Source organism: Exiguobacterium sp. s48, from assembly GCF_018617395.1.
In the GTDB taxonomy this organism is placed as follows: Bacteria; Bacillota; Bacilli; order Exiguobacteriales; family Exiguobacteriaceae; genus Exiguobacterium.
Genome location: NZ_JACSKC010000003.1, coordinates 140,793 through 158,377, shown reverse-complemented (window position 1 = coordinate 158,377; position 17,585 = coordinate 140,793). Strand labels below are relative to the sequence as shown.

20 protein-coding genes are annotated in these 17,585 nt (G+C 47.2%); 8 read left to right on the top strand and 12 right to left on the bottom strand.

Annotation, left to right across the window (positions count from 1 at the left end):
- The first annotated feature begins 45 nt into the window (after positions 1 to 45).
- Complete coding sequence (menE, locus tag KNO66_RS12860; protein ID WP_214742846.1) at positions 46 to 1,404, top strand: o-succinylbenzoate--CoA ligase; 1,359 nt, start codon at positions 46 to 48, stop codon at positions 1,402 to 1,404.
- Positions 1,401 to 2,471, top strand: coding sequence for an o-succinylbenzoate synthase (menC, locus tag KNO66_RS12855; RefSeq protein WP_214742845.1), 1,071 nt, complete (start codon positions 1,401 to 1,403; stop codon positions 2,469 to 2,471). Before menE ends, menC begins: the two co-directional genes overlap by 4 nt.
- Positions 2,472 to 2,509: 38 nt before the next feature.
- Here the strand turns inward: menC and map are convergent, their stop codons facing one another.
- The 5 genes from map to KNO66_RS12830 all read right to left on the bottom strand — a co-directional run bounded on the left by map (position 2,510) and on the right by KNO66_RS12830 (position 7,402).
- Entirely contained in the window at positions 2,510 to 3,259 is a 750-nt protein-coding gene (gene map / locus KNO66_RS12850; RefSeq protein WP_015880849.1) for a type I methionyl aminopeptidase, read from the bottom strand.
- Positions 3,260 to 3,273: 14 nt separating this feature from the next.
- Positions 3,274 to 4,458, bottom strand: a complete 1,185-nt coding sequence (locus tag KNO66_RS12845) for an EAL-associated domain-containing protein (RefSeq protein ID WP_214742844.1) — start codon at positions 4,456 to 4,458, stop codon at positions 3,274 to 3,276.
- A 40-nt stretch (positions 4,459 to 4,498) separates the two neighbouring features.
- Positions 4,499 to 4,648 carry a hypothetical protein gene (locus KNO66_RS14900; RefSeq protein WP_251125926.1) on the bottom strand — a complete coding sequence of 50 codons (150 nt, stop codon included), beginning with the start codon at positions 4,646 to 4,648 and terminating at the stop codon, positions 4,499 to 4,501.
- 202 nt (positions 4,649 to 4,850) lie between these two features.
- Positions 4,851 to 6,380: a degradosome RNA helicase CshA gene (gene cshA / locus KNO66_RS12835; protein WP_214742842.1), complete on the bottom strand. Its 1,530-nt coding sequence runs from the start codon at positions 6,378 to 6,380 to the stop codon at positions 4,851 to 4,853.
- Positions 6,381 to 6,550: 170 nt separating this feature from the next.
- Positions 6,551 to 7,402 carry a CvfB family protein gene (locus KNO66_RS12830; protein WP_214742841.1) on the bottom strand — a complete coding sequence of 284 codons (852 nt, stop codon included), beginning with the start codon at positions 7,400 to 7,402 and terminating at the stop codon, positions 6,551 to 6,553.
- 289 nt (positions 7,403 to 7,691) lie between these two features.
- Between KNO66_RS12830 and KNO66_RS12825 the strand changes: the two genes are divergently transcribed.
- From KNO66_RS12825 to KNO66_RS12805, 5 genes are all read left to right on the top strand, one after another.
- Positions 7,692 to 7,844, top strand: a complete 153-nt coding sequence (locus KNO66_RS12825; protein ID WP_214742840.1) for a hypothetical protein — start codon at positions 7,692 to 7,694, stop codon at positions 7,842 to 7,844.
- Positions 7,845 to 7,972: 128 nt separating this feature from the next.
- A complete protein-coding gene (locus KNO66_RS12820) occupies positions 7,973 to 8,215 on the top strand; it encodes a hypothetical protein (protein WP_214742839.1) in 243 nt (80 codons plus the stop codon).
- A gap of 87 nt (positions 8,216 to 8,302) precedes the next feature.
- Positions 8,303 to 8,563, top strand: a complete 261-nt coding sequence (locus tag KNO66_RS12815; RefSeq protein WP_026826759.1) for a hypothetical protein — start codon at positions 8,303 to 8,305, stop codon at positions 8,561 to 8,563.
- 78 nt (positions 8,564 to 8,641) lie between these two features.
- Positions 8,642 to 9,343: a lysophospholipid acyltransferase family protein gene (locus tag KNO66_RS12810; RefSeq protein WP_214742838.1), complete on the top strand. Its 702-nt coding sequence runs from the start codon at positions 8,642 to 8,644 to the stop codon at positions 9,341 to 9,343.
- Positions 9,340 to 11,238 (top strand): ABC-F family ATP-binding cassette domain-containing protein, encoded by a 1,899-nt coding sequence (locus KNO66_RS12805; protein WP_214742837.1) that lies wholly within the window; start codon positions 9,340 to 9,342, stop codon positions 11,236 to 11,238. Before KNO66_RS12810 ends, KNO66_RS12805 begins: the two co-directional genes overlap by 4 nt.
- 84 nt (positions 11,239 to 11,322) lie before the next feature.
- Here KNO66_RS12805 and KNO66_RS12800 read toward each other — a convergent pair whose 3' ends face one another.
- The 7 genes from KNO66_RS12800 to KNO66_RS12770 all read right to left on the bottom strand — a co-directional run bounded on the left by KNO66_RS12800 (position 11,323) and on the right by KNO66_RS12770 (position 16,367).
- Entirely contained in the window at positions 11,323 to 12,252 is a 930-nt protein-coding gene (locus tag KNO66_RS12800) for an NADP-dependent oxidoreductase (protein WP_214742836.1), read from the bottom strand.
- A gap of 101 nt (positions 12,253 to 12,353) precedes the next feature.
- Positions 12,354 to 12,887: a GNAT family N-acetyltransferase gene (locus tag KNO66_RS12795; protein WP_214742835.1), complete on the bottom strand. Its 534-nt coding sequence runs from the start codon at positions 12,885 to 12,887 to the stop codon at positions 12,354 to 12,356.
- A complete protein-coding gene (locus tag KNO66_RS12790; protein WP_015880838.1) occupies positions 12,884 to 13,519 on the bottom strand; it encodes a response regulator in 636 nt (211 codons plus the stop codon). Before KNO66_RS12790 ends, KNO66_RS12795 begins: the two co-directional genes overlap by 4 nt.
- A 2-nt stretch (positions 13,520 to 13,521) precedes the next feature.
- Positions 13,522 to 14,544, bottom strand: coding sequence for a sensor histidine kinase (locus KNO66_RS12785; RefSeq protein WP_214742834.1), 1,023 nt, complete (start codon positions 14,542 to 14,544; stop codon positions 13,522 to 13,524).
- On the bottom strand, positions 14,541 to 15,230 hold the full coding sequence (gene liaF, locus KNO66_RS12780) for a cell wall-active antibiotics response protein LiaF (protein WP_214742833.1): 690 nt from the start codon (positions 15,228 to 15,230) through the stop codon (positions 14,541 to 14,543). The genes KNO66_RS12785 and liaF overlap by 4 nt, the downstream gene beginning before the upstream one ends.
- An 80-nt stretch (positions 15,231 to 15,310) precedes the next feature.
- Positions 15,311 to 15,955: a PspA/IM30 family protein gene (locus KNO66_RS12775; protein ID WP_214742832.1), complete on the bottom strand. Its 645-nt coding sequence runs from the start codon at positions 15,953 to 15,955 to the stop codon at positions 15,311 to 15,313.
- A gap of 22 nt (positions 15,956 to 15,977) precedes the next feature.
- On the bottom strand, positions 15,978 to 16,367 hold the full coding sequence (locus KNO66_RS12770; protein WP_214742831.1) for a lmo0954 family membrane protein: 390 nt from the start codon (positions 16,365 to 16,367) through the stop codon (positions 15,978 to 15,980).
- A 245-nt stretch (positions 16,368 to 16,612) separates the two neighbouring features.
- On the opposite strand from KNO66_RS12770, the gene rsgA reads away from it, so the two are divergent.
- A complete protein-coding gene (gene rsgA / locus KNO66_RS12765) occupies positions 16,613 to 17,578 on the top strand; it encodes a ribosome small subunit-dependent GTPase A (protein ID WP_214742830.1) in 966 nt (321 codons plus the stop codon).
- Positions 17,579 to 17,585 lie beyond the last annotated feature (7 nt).

Below are 17,585 nucleotides of genomic sequence, written 5' to 3'. Positions count from 1 at the left end.
TGAGAGAGTAGCGATTCCGCTACTCTTTTTTTGGAGGTTACACATATGTATGAATGGATTCATCAACATCCGGCATCACAGATTGCACTCGTAACAAGCGAGGAAAGATTGACATGGGGAACATTACGTGCCGAGAGCTTGCAACTTGCCCAATATATCCATGAACAGGTACCCACTTCCGAGAGAATCGGCATCTTCGCTCAAAACAGCAAAGATTACGTCATCGCCGTCCATGCCGTGCACCTGCTTGGTAAAGTCATCGTGCCGCTGAACACACGATTGACCTTAGAGGAAGTACGCACTCAGTTAAATACAGCAAGAGTCGATTTGCTTCTCGTCGATGACGAGATTGATTTGCCGCTCACACAACTTTTAGTGACACGTCGGGCGCGTTCAGGTTTCACTGTGACACATGAGTGGAAAGAAAATGACACGATGTCTCTCATGTTCACATCCGGTACGACGGGGCGGGCCAAAGCGGTGCAACAGACGTATGGCAATCATCTTGCTAGCGCACGCGCTGCCGAGTCACATCTAGACTATCACGCATCTGACCGTATGTTAGTGGTGACTCCCCTATTTCACATGAGTGGACTGTCACAAGTATATCGGAGTGCCATCATCGGTTCGACACTCTACGTAGAACCACGATTTGATGTCAATCGGACGCTTGACTTGATTCGGACGGAAGGAATCACACAACTGTCTCTCGTCTCCATCATGCTGCAACGACTACTCGATGCAGGACTAGCGCGATATCATCTTCGTACATTGCTCGTCGGTGGTGGTCCCGTCCCTCGTCCGTTACTAGAAGAAGCGGAACGACGACAGTTACCTGTTGCGCAAACATACGGTATGACTGAAACATGCTCTCAAGTCGCCACGCTACTTCCGAGCGAAGCACTCTCACATATCGGTTCGAGTGGTCGCCCCATTCCGCCGACAGTGATTCGCATCAATCAAGACGGTGAGATTGAAGTGAAAGGTCCGACGGTGACGAAGGGGTACTTCGAACAACCTGAATCAGACACTTGGACACCCGATGGTTTTTGGCAGACGGGTGACCTCGGAACGATGCAGGATGGTTATCTCTATGTACACGACCGGCGAAGTGATCTCATTATTTCAGGTGGCGAAAATGTATACCCCGCTGAAATTGAAGCCGCCATGTTACGTTGTGCCGGTGTTCAAGATGTCGGCGTCACGAAACAAGCGCATCCGACTTGGGGAGAAGTGCCCGTCGCTTTCGTCGTCGGTACTTATGACCCGACCGAGATGCAGGAAATGCTCAACTCCCAGTTGGCCAAATACAAGCATCCGATTGCCATTCACCGTGTACCGAACCTACCACGAAATGCGAACGGAAAATTAATGCGTCATCGCTTAAAGGAGCTATTGTCATGATTAAACGTGCCGAACTTTCTATTGTCCCATTGAGATTCAAACACCCAATCGTGACAGCACATGCCGTCTTATCTGTCAGACGTACCATCATCCTCCGTCTCGAGACAGTAGATGGTGCAGTTGGATACGGTGAAGGTGTCGCATTCGAGACTCCTTGGTATACCGAAGAAACGACCCAATCCATGATTGACACATCTAAACTGATTCTTAATCTATTAAAAGGAATGACCGTGACGACTGATCTCTTTCCAAAACTCGTCTCTTCCATCATCGGTCAACGGATGGCAAAAGCAATGTGGGAAAGTGCTTTATGGGAGATCGAGGCAGCACGTGCCAACAAGTCATTGAAGACGTATCTGAAGGCAGGTGATTCAGTTTCTTGCGGGAGAACAATAGGGATTGGTTTACTAAATCAAACGATGAAATCCATCGAGTCGGCCATAGAAGAGGGATTTGAACGAATCAAGTTAAAGGCATTTCCCCACGAACTATTACCTGCACTCCGAGAAATTCGTACCGTCTTCCCAGACGCACCACTTATGATTGATTTGAATGGGAGTGCCTCCGAGCAACCGATTGAATGGTTCCAGCAAATCGATGCCCATCAATTATTGATGATTGAACAACCATACCCGAGCCGACAATTCGTCAAATCAGCGGCTCTCCAACAAAAACTGAATACGCCAATTTGTCTCGATGAGTCGATCACGTCCTATGATGATGTGGAAACGATGACGCAACTAGGTGCAGGCAAAATCGTCAATATTAAACCTGCACGTGTCGGCGGATTGCGTGAGGCGTTAAATATTCGAGAATATGGAATTCCCTACTGGGTCGGCGGAATGTATGAATCAGGCATCGGAAGATATCATACGCTCTTATTCGCATCACTAAGCGGTGCACATTTCCCTGCGGATATGTCGGGGACGAGCGCTTATTTTGAACAAGATTTACTCGATACACCGCTTGAAGTCGAGAACGGGAAATTGTTGCTACCAGATTCGGTACAACCAGATTGGAATCTGATTGAACAACTACGCGAAGAAATGATTACATTACAAACATAAAAGAAGGTGCGGTTCAGAAGAACCACACCTTCTTTACGTTAACGGAATGAGCCCGTTAATACTTCATACCCATCTTCTGTGACAACGACTGTATGCTCGAACTGCGAAACAAGACTCTTGTTCGGTGTGAAAAGCGTCCAACCATCCTCTTCCGATTGATAGACGATTTCATCCTTTGTCGAGATGAACGTCTCGACAGCAATCACTTGTCCAGCTTTTAAGAGTTGATTTTCTTCGCGACTATAATAGTTCGAAATCGTTTCCGGCTCCCCGTGCAATGTCCGACCGAGACCATGTCCGGCCAAGTTACGGATGACCGTGAATCCATTCTTTCTCGCGTCAGCGTAAATCGCCTTCCCAATCTGATTGACTTTCACGCCCGCCTTGACCTTGCTGAGTCCTGCTTCGAGTGACGTCAAGGACACCTCTACTAAGCGCTCGTGCTGAGGCGACTTCGCCGCCCCTGCAATGACGGTACGACCTGTATCGGCATAATAGCCATCCTTCACAGCGGAGACGTCTACGTTGACGATATCGCCTTCTTGAATGACTTCATCTCCCGGAATACCGTGGGCAGCGACGTCATTCAGTGAGATACACGTATATCCCGGAAATTCGTACATCGTGATCGGCGCAGAAGCCGCACCTTCTTCTTCTAAAATGCGTTGTCCAATTGCATCCAACTCTTTTGTCGTCATACCCGGTTTGACAGCTTTCGCCATCTCATCACGAGCAAGCGCGACGATTCGTCCGATTTCGCGTAGTGCATCGTAATCATAATCTAACATCATCATTCTCCCTTTCAATCTAATAATCGATTCTGATATAAGTATTCTTCAGATATATCTGCGAATAAGAACATGCCGTCCGGTAACGGATAACTGAAGGTTCTCGTCACTTCGTTCGAACTGAAATCACGATAGTCTCCCGATAAATAGCCACGCCCCCGTACATCCATCGCCGCCATCGTCTGAATGAAATACGGTCGGAAACTCCAGTTATAGCCTCGATACGTATTATCGACACGCCACTCTCCATTCACGCAGTAAACGTTCGCACTCGTCTGGAAACCTGTCTTATCCGTTATATAATAACGAACAAACACCTCTTCCAGTTTTGGGGCGATGAATTGAATCCACTCATCTTTCTTGTCTCTCGACCATTTTCCAGATTGAACGAGTTCTCCGATTCGGCGGTGTAACTCAAATTCAAGCTCATACAAGCGATTCAATCGTTTCTGATCATGTAAAAAGAAGGAGGGGACTTCTTGTGCCAATACACCCATTCCTTTGATTTCTCGTTGGGGAAGCGCATCTTCCAATCCAAGTAGACCCCCCATGTAATAGCGACCACCGTGCTGCCACGCGTATCGAAGCTGTCCAACATGGTCGATGGATTTGTAAAGAAGCGGTGCACCGAGCTTTGAAGCGATATATTCCATCGTCTGAAGCATATTCGGATAGGTGACCGATAACGTCTTTTTCTCAATCATCGTACCAAGGTCGACGAGTAACAATTCTGGCGCAAGTGTCATGATGTCTTCGATGCTCGTCGATTCCGCAAAGTCTAACGCAATCTTCAATCCATACGACCGATAGTACTGAATGACACGCGACAGACGAGAGACATCAACTAAATCCGTTCCTTGGAGTGTCACGTATATGCGATGTAACGGAAAATTGAGTTCGCGAAGCGGTGCTAAAAACGCTTCTCCTCCTTCTTCAAGGATCCACTCTGCCCGGCATCTAAACGTGACAAAAGATTTAGCGTCACGAAGTTGTTCAGCCGCTAACTGTTCCATTCGCTGAGCGATGTCTAATTGATACTCGATGGGAACGTCATCATCATAAAAAAATGGTGTCAACGATTCACCACGAAAGCGTCCGTGTACCATATATCCTTCCACTTGAAACGTCGCCGCTCCAAGGATTGGTTCATACGTCACCATCACTTCTTCAGGATGGACCATCACTTCTACCGCATCCACAATTCATCACCTCTTCGTTAAATGCGAAAACGAGCTACAATCAGCTCGTTCGCGTGTGTACATACATATAGGCACCAAAACAAGCAATAAAATAGGCGATACTCACCACGCCATATGCAATGCCCATCTTTCCGCCTACTCCAATGGCTAACACTAAGAAAATCATCGCTCCAAATAACAATGTTGCCACGGGGATATAACGAAAGTTAGGACGATCCGTCCTTGAGACAATTGGTTTCAATGCGATTACACAACCAAGTAGCACAAGGAGACCGAAACTTAATTCCACCATCCGTTGACACCTCATCCTTCCATCTCTACTCAACTAGTGTAGCACGACACTATAAAAAAAGCCGCAAATCCACTTAAGGAAATGCGGCATTTCATGATGATTAGTCACGTGGACGACGTGGACCACGGTCATCCGAGCGACGACGATCGTCACCACGGTATGATCCTTTACGGTCTCCGCTACGTCCATCACGACGTTCGCCACCGCGTCCACCACGACGGTCGCCACCACGGCCACCGCCACCACCGCGACGGTCGTTACGGCCACGGTATCCACCGCGATCGCCACCACGGCCACCTTGGCGTTTCACACGAACTGGTTCAGCGTATGAGATTTCAACAGGTGTTGAATCTGGCTCTTTTGTCAATCCGCGAAGGGCAGCAGCGAGGATTTCGACTGCTTCGTACTCTTCAAGAAGTTCTGTCGCAAGTTGCGTGTAAGCTTTGAAGTCGCCCGCTTGAACGCGTTCGATCAACTCTTCAGCTGCTTGCTTTTGGTTTCCTTCAAGTACTTCCGCGATTGTCGGTACGTGACGACGGTTCATCTTCTTGTTCGTCACACGCTCGATTGCCTTCACTTGTCCAAATTCACGTGGCGTGATGAACGTGAGGGCTGTACCTGTCTTACCAGCGCGACCTGTACGACCGATGCGGTGTACGTAGCTTTCTGGGTCTTGTGGTACATCGAAGTTGTAAACGTGTGTGACACCTGAAATATCAAGTCCACGTGCCGCAACGTCGGTCGCTACTAAGATATCGATTGTTCCATTTTTGAAACGACGAATAACTTGGTCACGTTTTGATTGCGTCAAGTCTCCGTGAAGACCGTCTGCAGTGTATCCGCGTTTGATGAGTGCTTCTGTCACTTCATCTACACGTTTCTTCGTACGAGCGAAGATGATGCTGAGTTCTGGTGAATCGATGTCAATCAAACGGCAAAGTGTATCGAATTTTTGACCTTCACGCAATTCGAGGAATTGCTGGTTGATGTTCTCAACCGTCATTTCTTTCGCTTTGACTTTGATGATTGTCGGCGACTTCATGAAACGCTCAGCAATCTTTTTGATTTGTGGTGGCATCGTTGCCGAGAAGAGAAGCGTTTGGCGCTCTTCAGGAAGGCCAGCCAAAATCGTTTCGATATCTTCAACGAAGCCCATGTTGAGCATTTCATCCGCTTCATCCAAGATGACTGTTTGAATGTCATCGAGTTTGATTGTCTTACGCTTCATGTGGTCCATGAGACGTCCTGGTGTCGCTACGACAATTTGCGGGTTCTTTTTCAAACCACGGATCTGACGGTCGATTTGTTGACCACCGTATACTGGAAGTGCGTATACGCGCTTCGTTTCACCGATTTTGTTTAATTCTTCTGCAACTTGAATCGCAAGTTCACGTGTCGGTGCAAGAACGAGTGCTTGGACTTGACGCGCCTTTGAATCGATTCGCTCAATTGTCGGAATACCGAAAGCTGCTGTTTTCCCTGTACCTGTTTGTGCTTGTCCTAATACGTCCACTCCCGTGAGTGCGACAGGAATTGTCTCAGCTTGGATCGGTGTAGCTTCCTCGAAGCCCATTTTGTGTACACCTTTTACTAACGCTTCACTTAATTGTAAATCTTGGAATTTTGTCAAATTATATTCTCCTTTGTTCATACAAAAAACGTCTGAGTTCAGTTTGACAGATCTACAGACGTTTTCTCAATGTTTCCTCATAGTCAACTTTATTAACTATAACGTATTTCTTCCTAAAATGAAAGAAATACATTTTCAAACTTTTTCATGTCACCCGAACATGAGTTATCTTATTTCAATTTGTAGCCGTTGTCGAGTTTTTCAACTTGCTTTTCTTTTAACAGTTTTCCGAGCGCCCGTTTAAACGCCGCTTTACTCATCCCGAATTCACGGTCGATGACGTCAGGGGCTGTCTTGTCACCGTACGGCATCTGGCCACCACGTTCCTCAATATAAGAGAGGACGCTCGCTGCATCACCATCAATCGCCTCATACGCTCGTGGCTTCATGGAAACGAGTACCGTACCATCTTGCTTGACCTGCGTCACGCGAACAGTTAATTGTTCTCCAAGACGTGGCCAACGCGTCATCTCTGCTTCATGTAAGAAACCGAGTGACTCTCCTTCAACCCATACGTTGACGCCCACTTCGCGTTTATTAACGACGATGGCCTGGACATCCTGGTTGTTCCATTCTTCTTTCGAAGGACGTGCCAACAAGTTCAAAAATGCATATGGGGCAGGGTCTCCGAGTAAACGACCTTTTTGGTCATACTTTAATCGAATGCATAATTGATCGCCTGTTTGTGGCCAATACGACCGGTTCTCCGGTAAATCATCCATGGAAACGAGAACGTCCTTTTGAATTCCGATATTCACAAAGACCCCAGTGTTGTACCGGACTCCTGTCACCTCAAACCATTCATACTCATCAAATGAAACGTTCGGAATCGTCATCGTTGAAGCGAGACGCCCTTCTGAATCATGGTACAGGAAGACACGAACCGTTTGACCGATTGTCACTTCTTCCGTTTGTTCTTTACGGTGAAGGAGCACCTCTTCGCGGCCGTTACTAATGAATACTCCAAAATCAGCAGAACGTTCCGCGACTAAATCTACTACTTCTCCTGCGCGCAATGCCATTACATCCACATCCTTTTCTAAGCTATTACTGTCAGTATACCTATCTACACACGTTCCTAATCATATCATGTTCTCTTTCAACATTTTGGATAGATGTGTCTAAAATGTGAACGTATTTCAAAACCGTCAACACTAAGATTATTGATTAAACGGATTCGATTTGTTAAAATTTTGTGACAATTTTGTGAACGCCTTTTTTTCTGCTAGTATCCTTTTTTTGAAAACGTTATTATATAGGAAGTGTCCAGTACAAATAAGGTTTCATTTAAGATCGATCGGGGGATATTAAATGTTTGACATACAGTCTCGTTCATTTGCAAAACGATTTACAAAAGGCTTACTCGTTGCCTTCTTCGCGTTGCTCGCATCGCTTAGCTTTATTTTCTCAAGCGGCGTGGATACGAATGTATCATCATCTTCAACTTATGTAACTCAAGATTAAGCGCCATTCAGCCAGCTGAAGGCGTTTTTTCTATGCACGATCTAACAGGAATTTCCTACAAAAGGTCGAATACGATTAAAAGACCTTGCCTTTTTCTTTCCTACCTTCTAAGAAAAGGAGACTCCGCTATGATTTTTTATTTTCTTACGACGATTTTATCTACTGTAGGACTAGCTTTCCTGTTTCAAACTGACATGTACAAAGATCCGATTGGAACATTCCTCTTTGCCGTCCTCATCGCAATGGGTCTATCTTCTTTCAAACAACTCTTTATGCAGGCGAACGAGTTCTTTGTAGAAAGACGGAATCAGAAACGAATCAAACGAGTGGTAGACAGGATGCACTCCACGACACGAAAACGCTCTACATAACGCTCGTCTTCCATCGCGACATTTGGTATCCTATGAAGGAACAGACAACGTACAATGGATTTATAATCGCAGGAGGCACACAATCGTATGAATGAAATTCCGTTATCGAATGAATGGCTGCTTCGTTACTCACCTGTTATGGAGCTTTGGCTGAAGGAAGATGGAATCTTACTTGTCGATGATGACAATCGCATCCGTCTCACCCTTGAAATCGGAAATGACCAGGCTATGCAAATTAAAAGTATTGAACAAGATGGCGCTTATTTCGTCGTCGATCCTGTGAACAAACGGATTACGTTCGAGCTAGAGGAAGAGGAAGAAGAGAGCGATTCTCGCTTTTGGGAATAAGGATTCATGCCGAAGGGTCGGATTCTCGTCTAGAGAAGAAGACTCTTTCTTGTTGTCATCATGAGAGGAGAGAAAAGAATGATTCGAACAGTTGTATGGTTTTTCTCATTTTTTGCAGTACTACCGATCACTGTCCCATTTTTACAGAAAGCGAAACAAATTGAGATACCGAAACGTTATCGATATGTACAAGACATCGCTTATAAATGGGCGAAATTCTTATTGAAAGTCGCGGGTGCCGATGTTCGCGTTCATGGACAAGAACAGATTCCCGACGAACCGGTCGTCTACGTGTCGAACCATCAAGGGAACTTCGATGTCCCGATCATGTTGACGGCTACGAAACGACCGAAAGCCTTTATCTCAAAAATTGAAGTTCAAAAATTCCCGATCATCCCACGTTGGATGGAATTGATGGGATGTATCTTTATCGACCGTAGTGACCGTCGTCAATCGATTCAAGCCATCCGTTCCGGTGTCGAAACGATTCAATCCGGTCAATCGATGATTGTCTTCCCAGAAGGCACACGCTCAAAAGGTGGACCGATGAAAGAATTTAAAGCTGGAAGTTTGACGCTCGCTACGTCAAGTGGTGCAAAAATCGTTCCGGTCGCGATTCAAGGAAGCTACAAATTATTAGAAGCCAAAAATCGAATCACCCCAGCAACGGTCGATGTCACTTTCTTACCTGCGATTGATCCGGCTGATTTGCCGAACAAAGAAATTGCAGCGACAGTTGAAGCGGCCATTCGTCAACAGCTTGAAGGAGAGAACGCATGAGTTTATTAATGATTGAAGGCATTCATAAAGAGTTTGCCGACAAAGTCTTATTTGATGATGTGACGATGACCATCCACCCTGGAGACCGTATCGGAATTATCGGGGTGAATGGTTCTGGGAAATCGACGTTCATGAAAATCATCGCCGGTACCGAGACGGCAGACCGAGGCAACATGCAACATCCGAACGATTATCGGATTCGTTATCTGACGCAAAGTGTTCAATTCGATGAAGGACAGACGATTCTAGATGCGTTGTTCACGAGTGATACTCCGTCCGTTCAAGCATTGAAACAATTTGAACGCGCCCGTCAGGCTCTCGAAGCCGAGCCTACGAGTGAAAATTTACTCGAACGCTTCATGAAGGCTCAACAGGCTGTCGATGCCGCAGATGCTTGGGAAACAGAAGCAAAACTGAAATCGATTCTGAACCGTCTCGGTCTTCCTGATGTATCAGTCGATGTAAACTCCCTTTCCGGAGGACAGCAAAAACGGGTGGCACTGGCCGCCGCGCTACTTGACGAAGCGGATTTACTTCTTTTAGACGAGCCGACGAACGAACTCGATGCCGATACGATTGCGTGGCTCGAGACGATGCTTGCCGATTATCGTGGAGCAATCCTTCTCATCACCCATGACCGCTACTTCCTGAATCGTGTCACGAATCACATTTTAGAGATTGCGGATGGAACGAGTTACTTCTATAACGGAAACTATGAGCTCTTTCTCGAGAAGCGTGCCGAGCGCAAAGCGCGGGCCCAATCGATGGAACAGAAACGACAAAATATATTACGTCGCGAACTCGCCTGGTTACGTCGAGGCGCCAAAGCCCGGACCACGAAACAAAAGGCACGCATTCAACGTGTTGAAGACTTGAAGCATCAAGAGAGCTTAGCGGAAGACGAGACGCTCGACGTCTCGGTCGGCTCACGTCGCCTCGGTAAAAAGGTCATCGAAGTCGAAGATTTGTCATTCGGTTATGACGACTCTCTCCTGATTCAGCAATTTAATTGGATTTTTGGTCGTCGTGAACGCTACGGGATCGTCGGACCAAACGGGAGTGGGAAATCGACACTGATGAACTTACTTGCAAAACGCTTAGAACCGACAAGCGGTACGATCGTGCATGGGGAGACCGTTCACCTAGGTTATTACGGACAACAAGTCGAATTTGAAGACGAGTCAAGACGTGTCATCGATGAGATCGAACGCATCGCCAAAGTCATCCATACGCCAGATGGCGAGGTCATCACGGCCGGTCAAATGCTCGAACGTTTCCTTTTCTCACCGGACGCGCAATACAAACCGATTGCGAAGTTATCGGGTGGTGAAAAACGACGTCTTGTCCTCCTTCGGATTCTCATGGATGAACCGAACGTCTTATTCCTTGACGAGCCGACGAACGATTTGGACACAGAAACATTATCTGTTTTAGAAGACTATTTAGAATCGTTCCCAGGTACAGTCATCGCCGTCAGTCACGACCGCTATTTCTTAGACCGTGTCGCTGGGCAGTTGATTGCCTTTGAAGATGGGACAATCCAGGTATATCATGCAGAATACAGCGATTATCTGGACATGCGCCAAGAAGAGGTCCGTCAAGTAAAGAAAGAAAAAGAACCAAAAGAGAAAAAAGAACGCGTGAAGTCGGAAGTCGTGAAATTCACCTTCAAAGAACAGAAGGAATGGGACACGATCGAAGAAGACATCGCCGCGCTTGAAGAACAGATTGAAGCGCAAGAAGCGACACTCGCGACAGCGGGAAGCGACCTTGGTAAAGTCAATGAATTGTATGCAACAATCGCCGAACTGAAAGAAACACTCGATGCGAAGATGGAACGTTGGACGTACCTTTCTGAAATCGATGAACAAATGCAAGCACAGAAAAAAGGCTGACCTCCACTTGAGGTAGCCTATCATATTCAATAAAAAGAGGTGGATCTCCGGCGTATGCTCCGGGAATCCACCTCTTTTTCTGCATCATTTTACTTTGATGACGATTTTTCCTTTCGCATGACCTTCTTCACCATAGTCGTGCGCGAGTTTCGTTTCTTCTAAATCAAAGACTCGGTCAATCACTGGTTTCAGTTCACCTGATTCGACGGCTTCCGCAATTTTTTTCAACCGTTCCCCTGTCGGTTGCATAAAAACATATTCGGCGCGAGCTTTTGCCTGTTTTGCCTCCTCTTCATTCGGTGGGGTCGAGATGGAGACGAGTATCCCATTCTCTTTAAGCATTTGATACAATTTGCTCTGCCCGTCGCCCCCCATCGTATCGAATACAAAATCAAGATCACGGACGGCCTCTGCCGGGTCTTGTTGTTTATAGTCGATGACCTCGTCGGCTCCAAGTTGTTTGACCCAGTCCACGTTCGGCGTACTCGTCGACGTGACAACATACAAGCCGTGTGCTTTCGCGAGTTGAATGGCTACTGTCCCGACACCACCTGAACCAGCACCGATAAAGATGCGATCACCCGGTTTGGCATCCATCACTTCGAACATGACTTGCCATGCCGTATGGGCCACGAGCGGCAGTGAAGCGGCCTCCTCAAAACTCAACGAGGCTGGTTTTTTGACGACGAGATGGGCATCGACCGCGACGTACTCGGCGTATGTGCCTTGCCGCGCAATATCAGGGCGGCTAAACACTTCATCTCCGACCTCAAGCTCGGTCACATTCGTCCCGACTTCTTTGATGACACCCGATACATCCCATCCGATGACGAGCGGCATCTCGTAATGGAGCATTTCTTTCAAGTATCCTTCACGTAGCTTCCAATCAACTGGGTTGACGCTCGCGGCATACACTTCAATCAATACGTCATCTGCACCAATCGTCGGTTGCTCCAACTCCCCTACCTTGAATTCATCTGACCCACCGTACTGTTCGATATAAGCTGCTTTCATCTCATCGTCCTCCTTTTGTTGGCTCACCCTTACTTCGTTCCCATTTTATTTCTATGACAAACGAAAAGCACACCGCCTTGCGAGCGGTGCGCTTTGAACAGTCAGCTTCTTGTCATGCAACTATATAGGTAGACGTCATGCGATTGCCCATGTTGACGCATGTAGTTATGTAGACGTCCTTCTTGAATGAATCCATTCTTTTCTAACATACGTTGGGAAGCAATATTGTCGATATAGACGATGGCACCGACACGTTCAATTTCACATGTTGCGGCAAACTGAAGGGCAGCCTGAAGCGCTTCAGTCGCATAACCCGTACGCCAGTATTCCGGGCTGAGCTCATACCCAATTTCGGCACGGCGGTGTGATGGCGCACGATTGTGAAACCCAATCGTTCCGATTAACGTGTTCGATTCACGAAGTTCGATGGCAAAACGAATAATCGCTCCCGTTTCGATTTGAGCGAGCATATGGGTAAGCATCTGCTCCGTTTCTTCTAACGTCTGATGTGGCTCCATTCCGTAGTGACGTAACACTCGTTCATTTGAAAAGATGGCGAATACGTGTGGGCCGTCCTCCATTTGAAGAGGACGTAATCGGAGACGATCCGTCTCAATCACAGGAAGTTGAGTCATCCTTTACTCACCAAGTTATGTTGGAACGCATAGACGACCGCCTGTGTCCGGTCATACACATCAAGCTTCGTCAAGATGTTCGACACGTGTGTCTTCACCGTTTTAAGTGAGATGAACAATTCATCCGCAATCACTTGATTCGACTTCCCTTCTGCCATAAGCTGCAAAATTTCACGTTCCCGGGCAGTCAAACTCTCGTGGAGGGTCATCTCTGGATGGCGCAGCCGTTCGAGCATCTTTCCTGTCACTTGGGCGGCCATGACGGGATTGCCGGCGGCGGTTTGACGAATCGCGTCTGCAATCTCGTTCGCATTCGCTGTCTTTAGGACATAACTCATCGCACCTGCCTCGATGACCGGATACACTTTCTCATCATCTAAGAAACTCGTGACGACCAAAATCTTCGCTTCTTTCCAACTTGCTTTAATTCGTTTCGTCGATTCGACGCCATCAACGGGCTCCATCACTAAGTCCATGAGGACAACGTCCGGCTTCTCCGCAATCGCAAGTTCCGCTCCCGTTGCTCCGTCGGATGCTTCACCGACGACTTCGATGTCCGGTTGCGTCGATAAAAAGGCAGACACGCCCGCCCGAACCATTTCATGATCATCAATTAATACAACTCGAATCATCATTACCCCTCCACTTGTTGTTTCACACGTACTTCAATTTGTGTCCCGACATTCGGTACACTGACCAATCGCAGCGTTCCACCGACTTCCGCCGTACGCTCTCGTATCGATTGTAATCCATATGAGGCGACTTGTGTATCGTCCACATTAAATCCGATTCCGTCATCGTTAATCTTTAAAATAACCGTCTGTTGCACGGTCCGCATCTCGATTTCTAAACGCGTCGCTTTGGCATGTCGTAACGTGTTACTGATCGCTTCCTGAACAATTCGGAACAGTTCATTCTCAGTGTGCCGAGATAATTTTACTTCTTCTAAACGCCAGACAAGCTCTGTCGATTGTTTACGAGACAGTTCTTCTAGTAGACGTTCGATTCCGGTCTTCAACGTCATACCTTCTAACTCTACCGGTCGAAGTTGTAGGAGTAACGAACGCATCTCCGCCTGTGCGGTCTGAGCCATGAGCTCGACTTGTTCCATTTGTTTATTTGCTAGTTCCGGTTTTGTCTGCATCGTTTGTTTAATTGCTGTCGTCATCATCGAGATGGCGTAAAGCTGCTGACTCACCGAGTCATGAAGTTCTCGTGCGACCCGTCGTCTTTCTTCGACGACGGCTTCACTCCTTGCTTCTTCGACACTGACAGGACGTTCGCCAACTCGTTTCGCCATCTCAATCATTTCTTGGCGTTGTTTTGACACACGAACAATTCGTTCGAGCGTATCTCGGTAAGGAGACAATGGACGGAAGGTAATCTCTTTTTGATTTTCTAGTTTCCAAAGGGCATTCGCAACCTCACGGAAGTCTCGGCGCAAATAAAAATACGATCCGACACCAAAGATACTCCCGACCAAAACGGCGATTACTAAAATAGACACACCGAAAGGCAACCCTTCTTCACGTGAAAATAAATCGCTCAGTGAAATCGAGTCACCTATGAGAAACGCCACTGTAATCAAGAAAGCCGTTAACAGGCTACTGAATAATTGATGCCAGACGACCGTACGGGGATAGGAGTCTTTTTTCAAACCGTCATCACCTCCACACTTCCGCTCATAAGCACGATGTGGATTCGAACTTTCCGTGTCGCTTGAACATAATCGTCTGACGCCGTATAGAAACGGCGGTTGAACACCGGTGAATAATTCGAGTCATCGACTTGCACTTTTCCAAATCCAATCGATGCATCGATTGAATAGTCATACCCCGCAGGAATGAGAATCCGAATGTCTCCGGCAAGCCCATTGAGGAGTAGGAACGTCTCTCCTTCCGGAATGATGGCTTGTGACAAATCCATCTCGACATCCCGTAGTAAAAAGAACTCATTTGTATCACGTAACACGTAGTGTCCCGATTCTTTCATTCCAAACGAGAAGGCCTGTTCCTGACGAAGAGGTGTCCGGATTTTCGATTCGACCGGTCGATTCTTATAAAGTCGATAGCCGAATAATAGCAGAAGTCCGGAGAGTACAAATCCGAAGGCGGCTGACGAGAAGATCAAGCCGATTAACAAAATACCCCCGATGGCGTAAAAAATGTAGCTGGTTGACTGCTTTCCTCGTCGACTGAACCGTCGCCCGATGTAGAGGAGCAGCAATGGGAGGATCATGCTGAATAAGACGCTATTTCCACCCGTCACGATATCAATGAAGAGTCCAACCGAAAATAAAATAATCATGAATCCAATGATTTGACGCGTGTTCCAACGTTCCATGTCCATTCCCCCTTTCATTTCATATATGTATGAAGCAAAGAAAGCGATGACCTGATTTAGGTCATCGCCGAACCGTCACCTCACTCTTGTTTAAAGCGACGCTCCAGTTCTTTTAGTTTTGCTTCAAAGTCGTCTTCGTCTGCCTGTGTGTCTTGCTTTTCTTCAGCAGGCTGTTCTTTCTTTTCTTCTTCAGTAAACGGATGAGACTGCGACGTGTTTTGACCAAAGATTTGGTCGAGTGCCCCTTTTAACAGATCTAGGTTTTCACGCATCGCAAATTCATAACGTTTATTTTGCATTTCATCGAGTTTGAGTTTCATCTCGAGCGCACGACGCTCCAATGTATCCAACTCACGTTCACCTTCATCAATCAACCCTTCAAAGTAACGGTACTGTTCCCCGTAGTGCTTGGATTCGAGTGCTGCACGTTCTGCCAATTTCTCTTCCCCGGCTTGTTTCGCCAGTTCCGTCTGTTCATATCGTTTATCCGCCATCTTTTTGGCATCATCACGTTTTTCGGCAAGTTCTGCGAGCAATGTACGTTGACGTTCGACGAGGCGCTCAACCGATAACGCTTCCTTCTCCGCTCCACGAATATGACGGTTCAATTCCGCTTCTCCGCTTGAACGTGGCATCTCTTTGTCCTGATACTTCTTCACTTCTTTTGAAATCTCTTTCGTCAATTCATTCGCTAACTCACGAAACTGATCAAACGGTGTCTTCATGGTGAATCCTCCTTATGAAATCTCAACGACGATTAACAAATTTTTGCCACACTTGATTGAACTGTTGGAAGCTGCTCCGGCTAGCACGCGTTCCATCTGCATTTAAAATCTCGACTTCCGGGTCGCGCTTTTCACCTGTATACATCATATACCCTTTAAACAACAACCACGCGACGATGATTCCGACGAGCGCCCAAATGTTTGAGAGCATCGTCCCAATCCCAATGACGGCAAGGATCCCGAAACCAACTTTAGCACCGATGTGTGTCACAGCCTTAAAACGGACTCCAGCCCAAAGCGTCAAGAGCGCTCCTAACCCGAATAAAATCATATTCGGTAAAGAACCGATCAACACAAGCACTAGAGCGATTGCGGCTACGATGAACAACACCTTTTTCACTTGGTGATTCATCTGTCATCCCTCCTTGTTAAGTACACTCTTATCATAATACGTTATTTTGAATCGGTCGACGACCGGAAGGCTTGTTTCGCCTCGGTCTTTAGACCGAGATGTTACCGTTTCCAATAACTGTGGTACACTCAATTTATCGAACAATGAAAGGATGATGTTTTATGAGCAACATGATGCATGCACGCCACCAAATGTCAGCGAATCGGAGGGCTGTCGTCCTCCATCATTAAAGGGAGGATTCTATTTTGTTTCAACAAACTGAAACGGGACGTGTCACGGCACAGTTCCAACATCTTTATACGGTATCTGTCGGAGACAACGTTTATACGTGCGGGGTCTCCGGAAAATTTCGACATGAAGCGACGAGCGAGCGGGATTACCCGGTCATCGGCGATTATGTCACGATTCAAGTTCGCGAGCATGGTCAAGGGACGATTCACCATCTCCTTGAGCGTCGGACCGTTCTTTCACGAGCGGCCGCCGGCAACGAGACGCGTGAACAACTGATCTGCGCGAACGTCGACTACGTCTTGATCACGATGGCATGCGGACACGACTTCAACATCCGCCGCCTTGAGCGCTATACGCTAGCTGCGTGGGACACCGGGGCCATCCCCATCATCGTCTTGACGAAGACCGATCAAGTCGAATCCGTCGACACACTGCTCGAAGACATTGAGCTAAACGCACCTGGAATTCAAGTATTTCCTGTCAGTGCTGTGACGGGAGAAGGAGTTGCTGAACTTCGTCAGGCGTTACCGAGTGAAAGTACGATTGCCTTCGTCGGTTCATCCGGAGTCGGAAAATCTACGCTGACGAACGCTCTCGCCCACGAAACAGTGGCCATTACACAAGCCGTCCGAGTGCAGGATGAGCGTGGGAAGCATACGACGACCCATCGCGAACTGTTCCGAATCGATGATTTATACGTCATCGACACACCGGGAATGCGCGAGTTCGGTCTGTGGGAAGGAAGCGAGCATCTCGATGAGACGTTCCGCGATATCGAAGCTCTTGCCGAGACGTGTCGTTTCCGCGACTGTTCTCATCAAAAAGAACCGGGTTGTGCCGTCCAACAGGCGCTCACGAACGGCACGCTAGACGCGAAGCGCTATGCAAGTTATGTCAAGCTAGAACGTGAACTTCTTTATATGGAAAAGAAACAGGCGGAACACGCTCGTGTATTAGAAAAGAAAAAACGTCGACCTTAGATCCGTT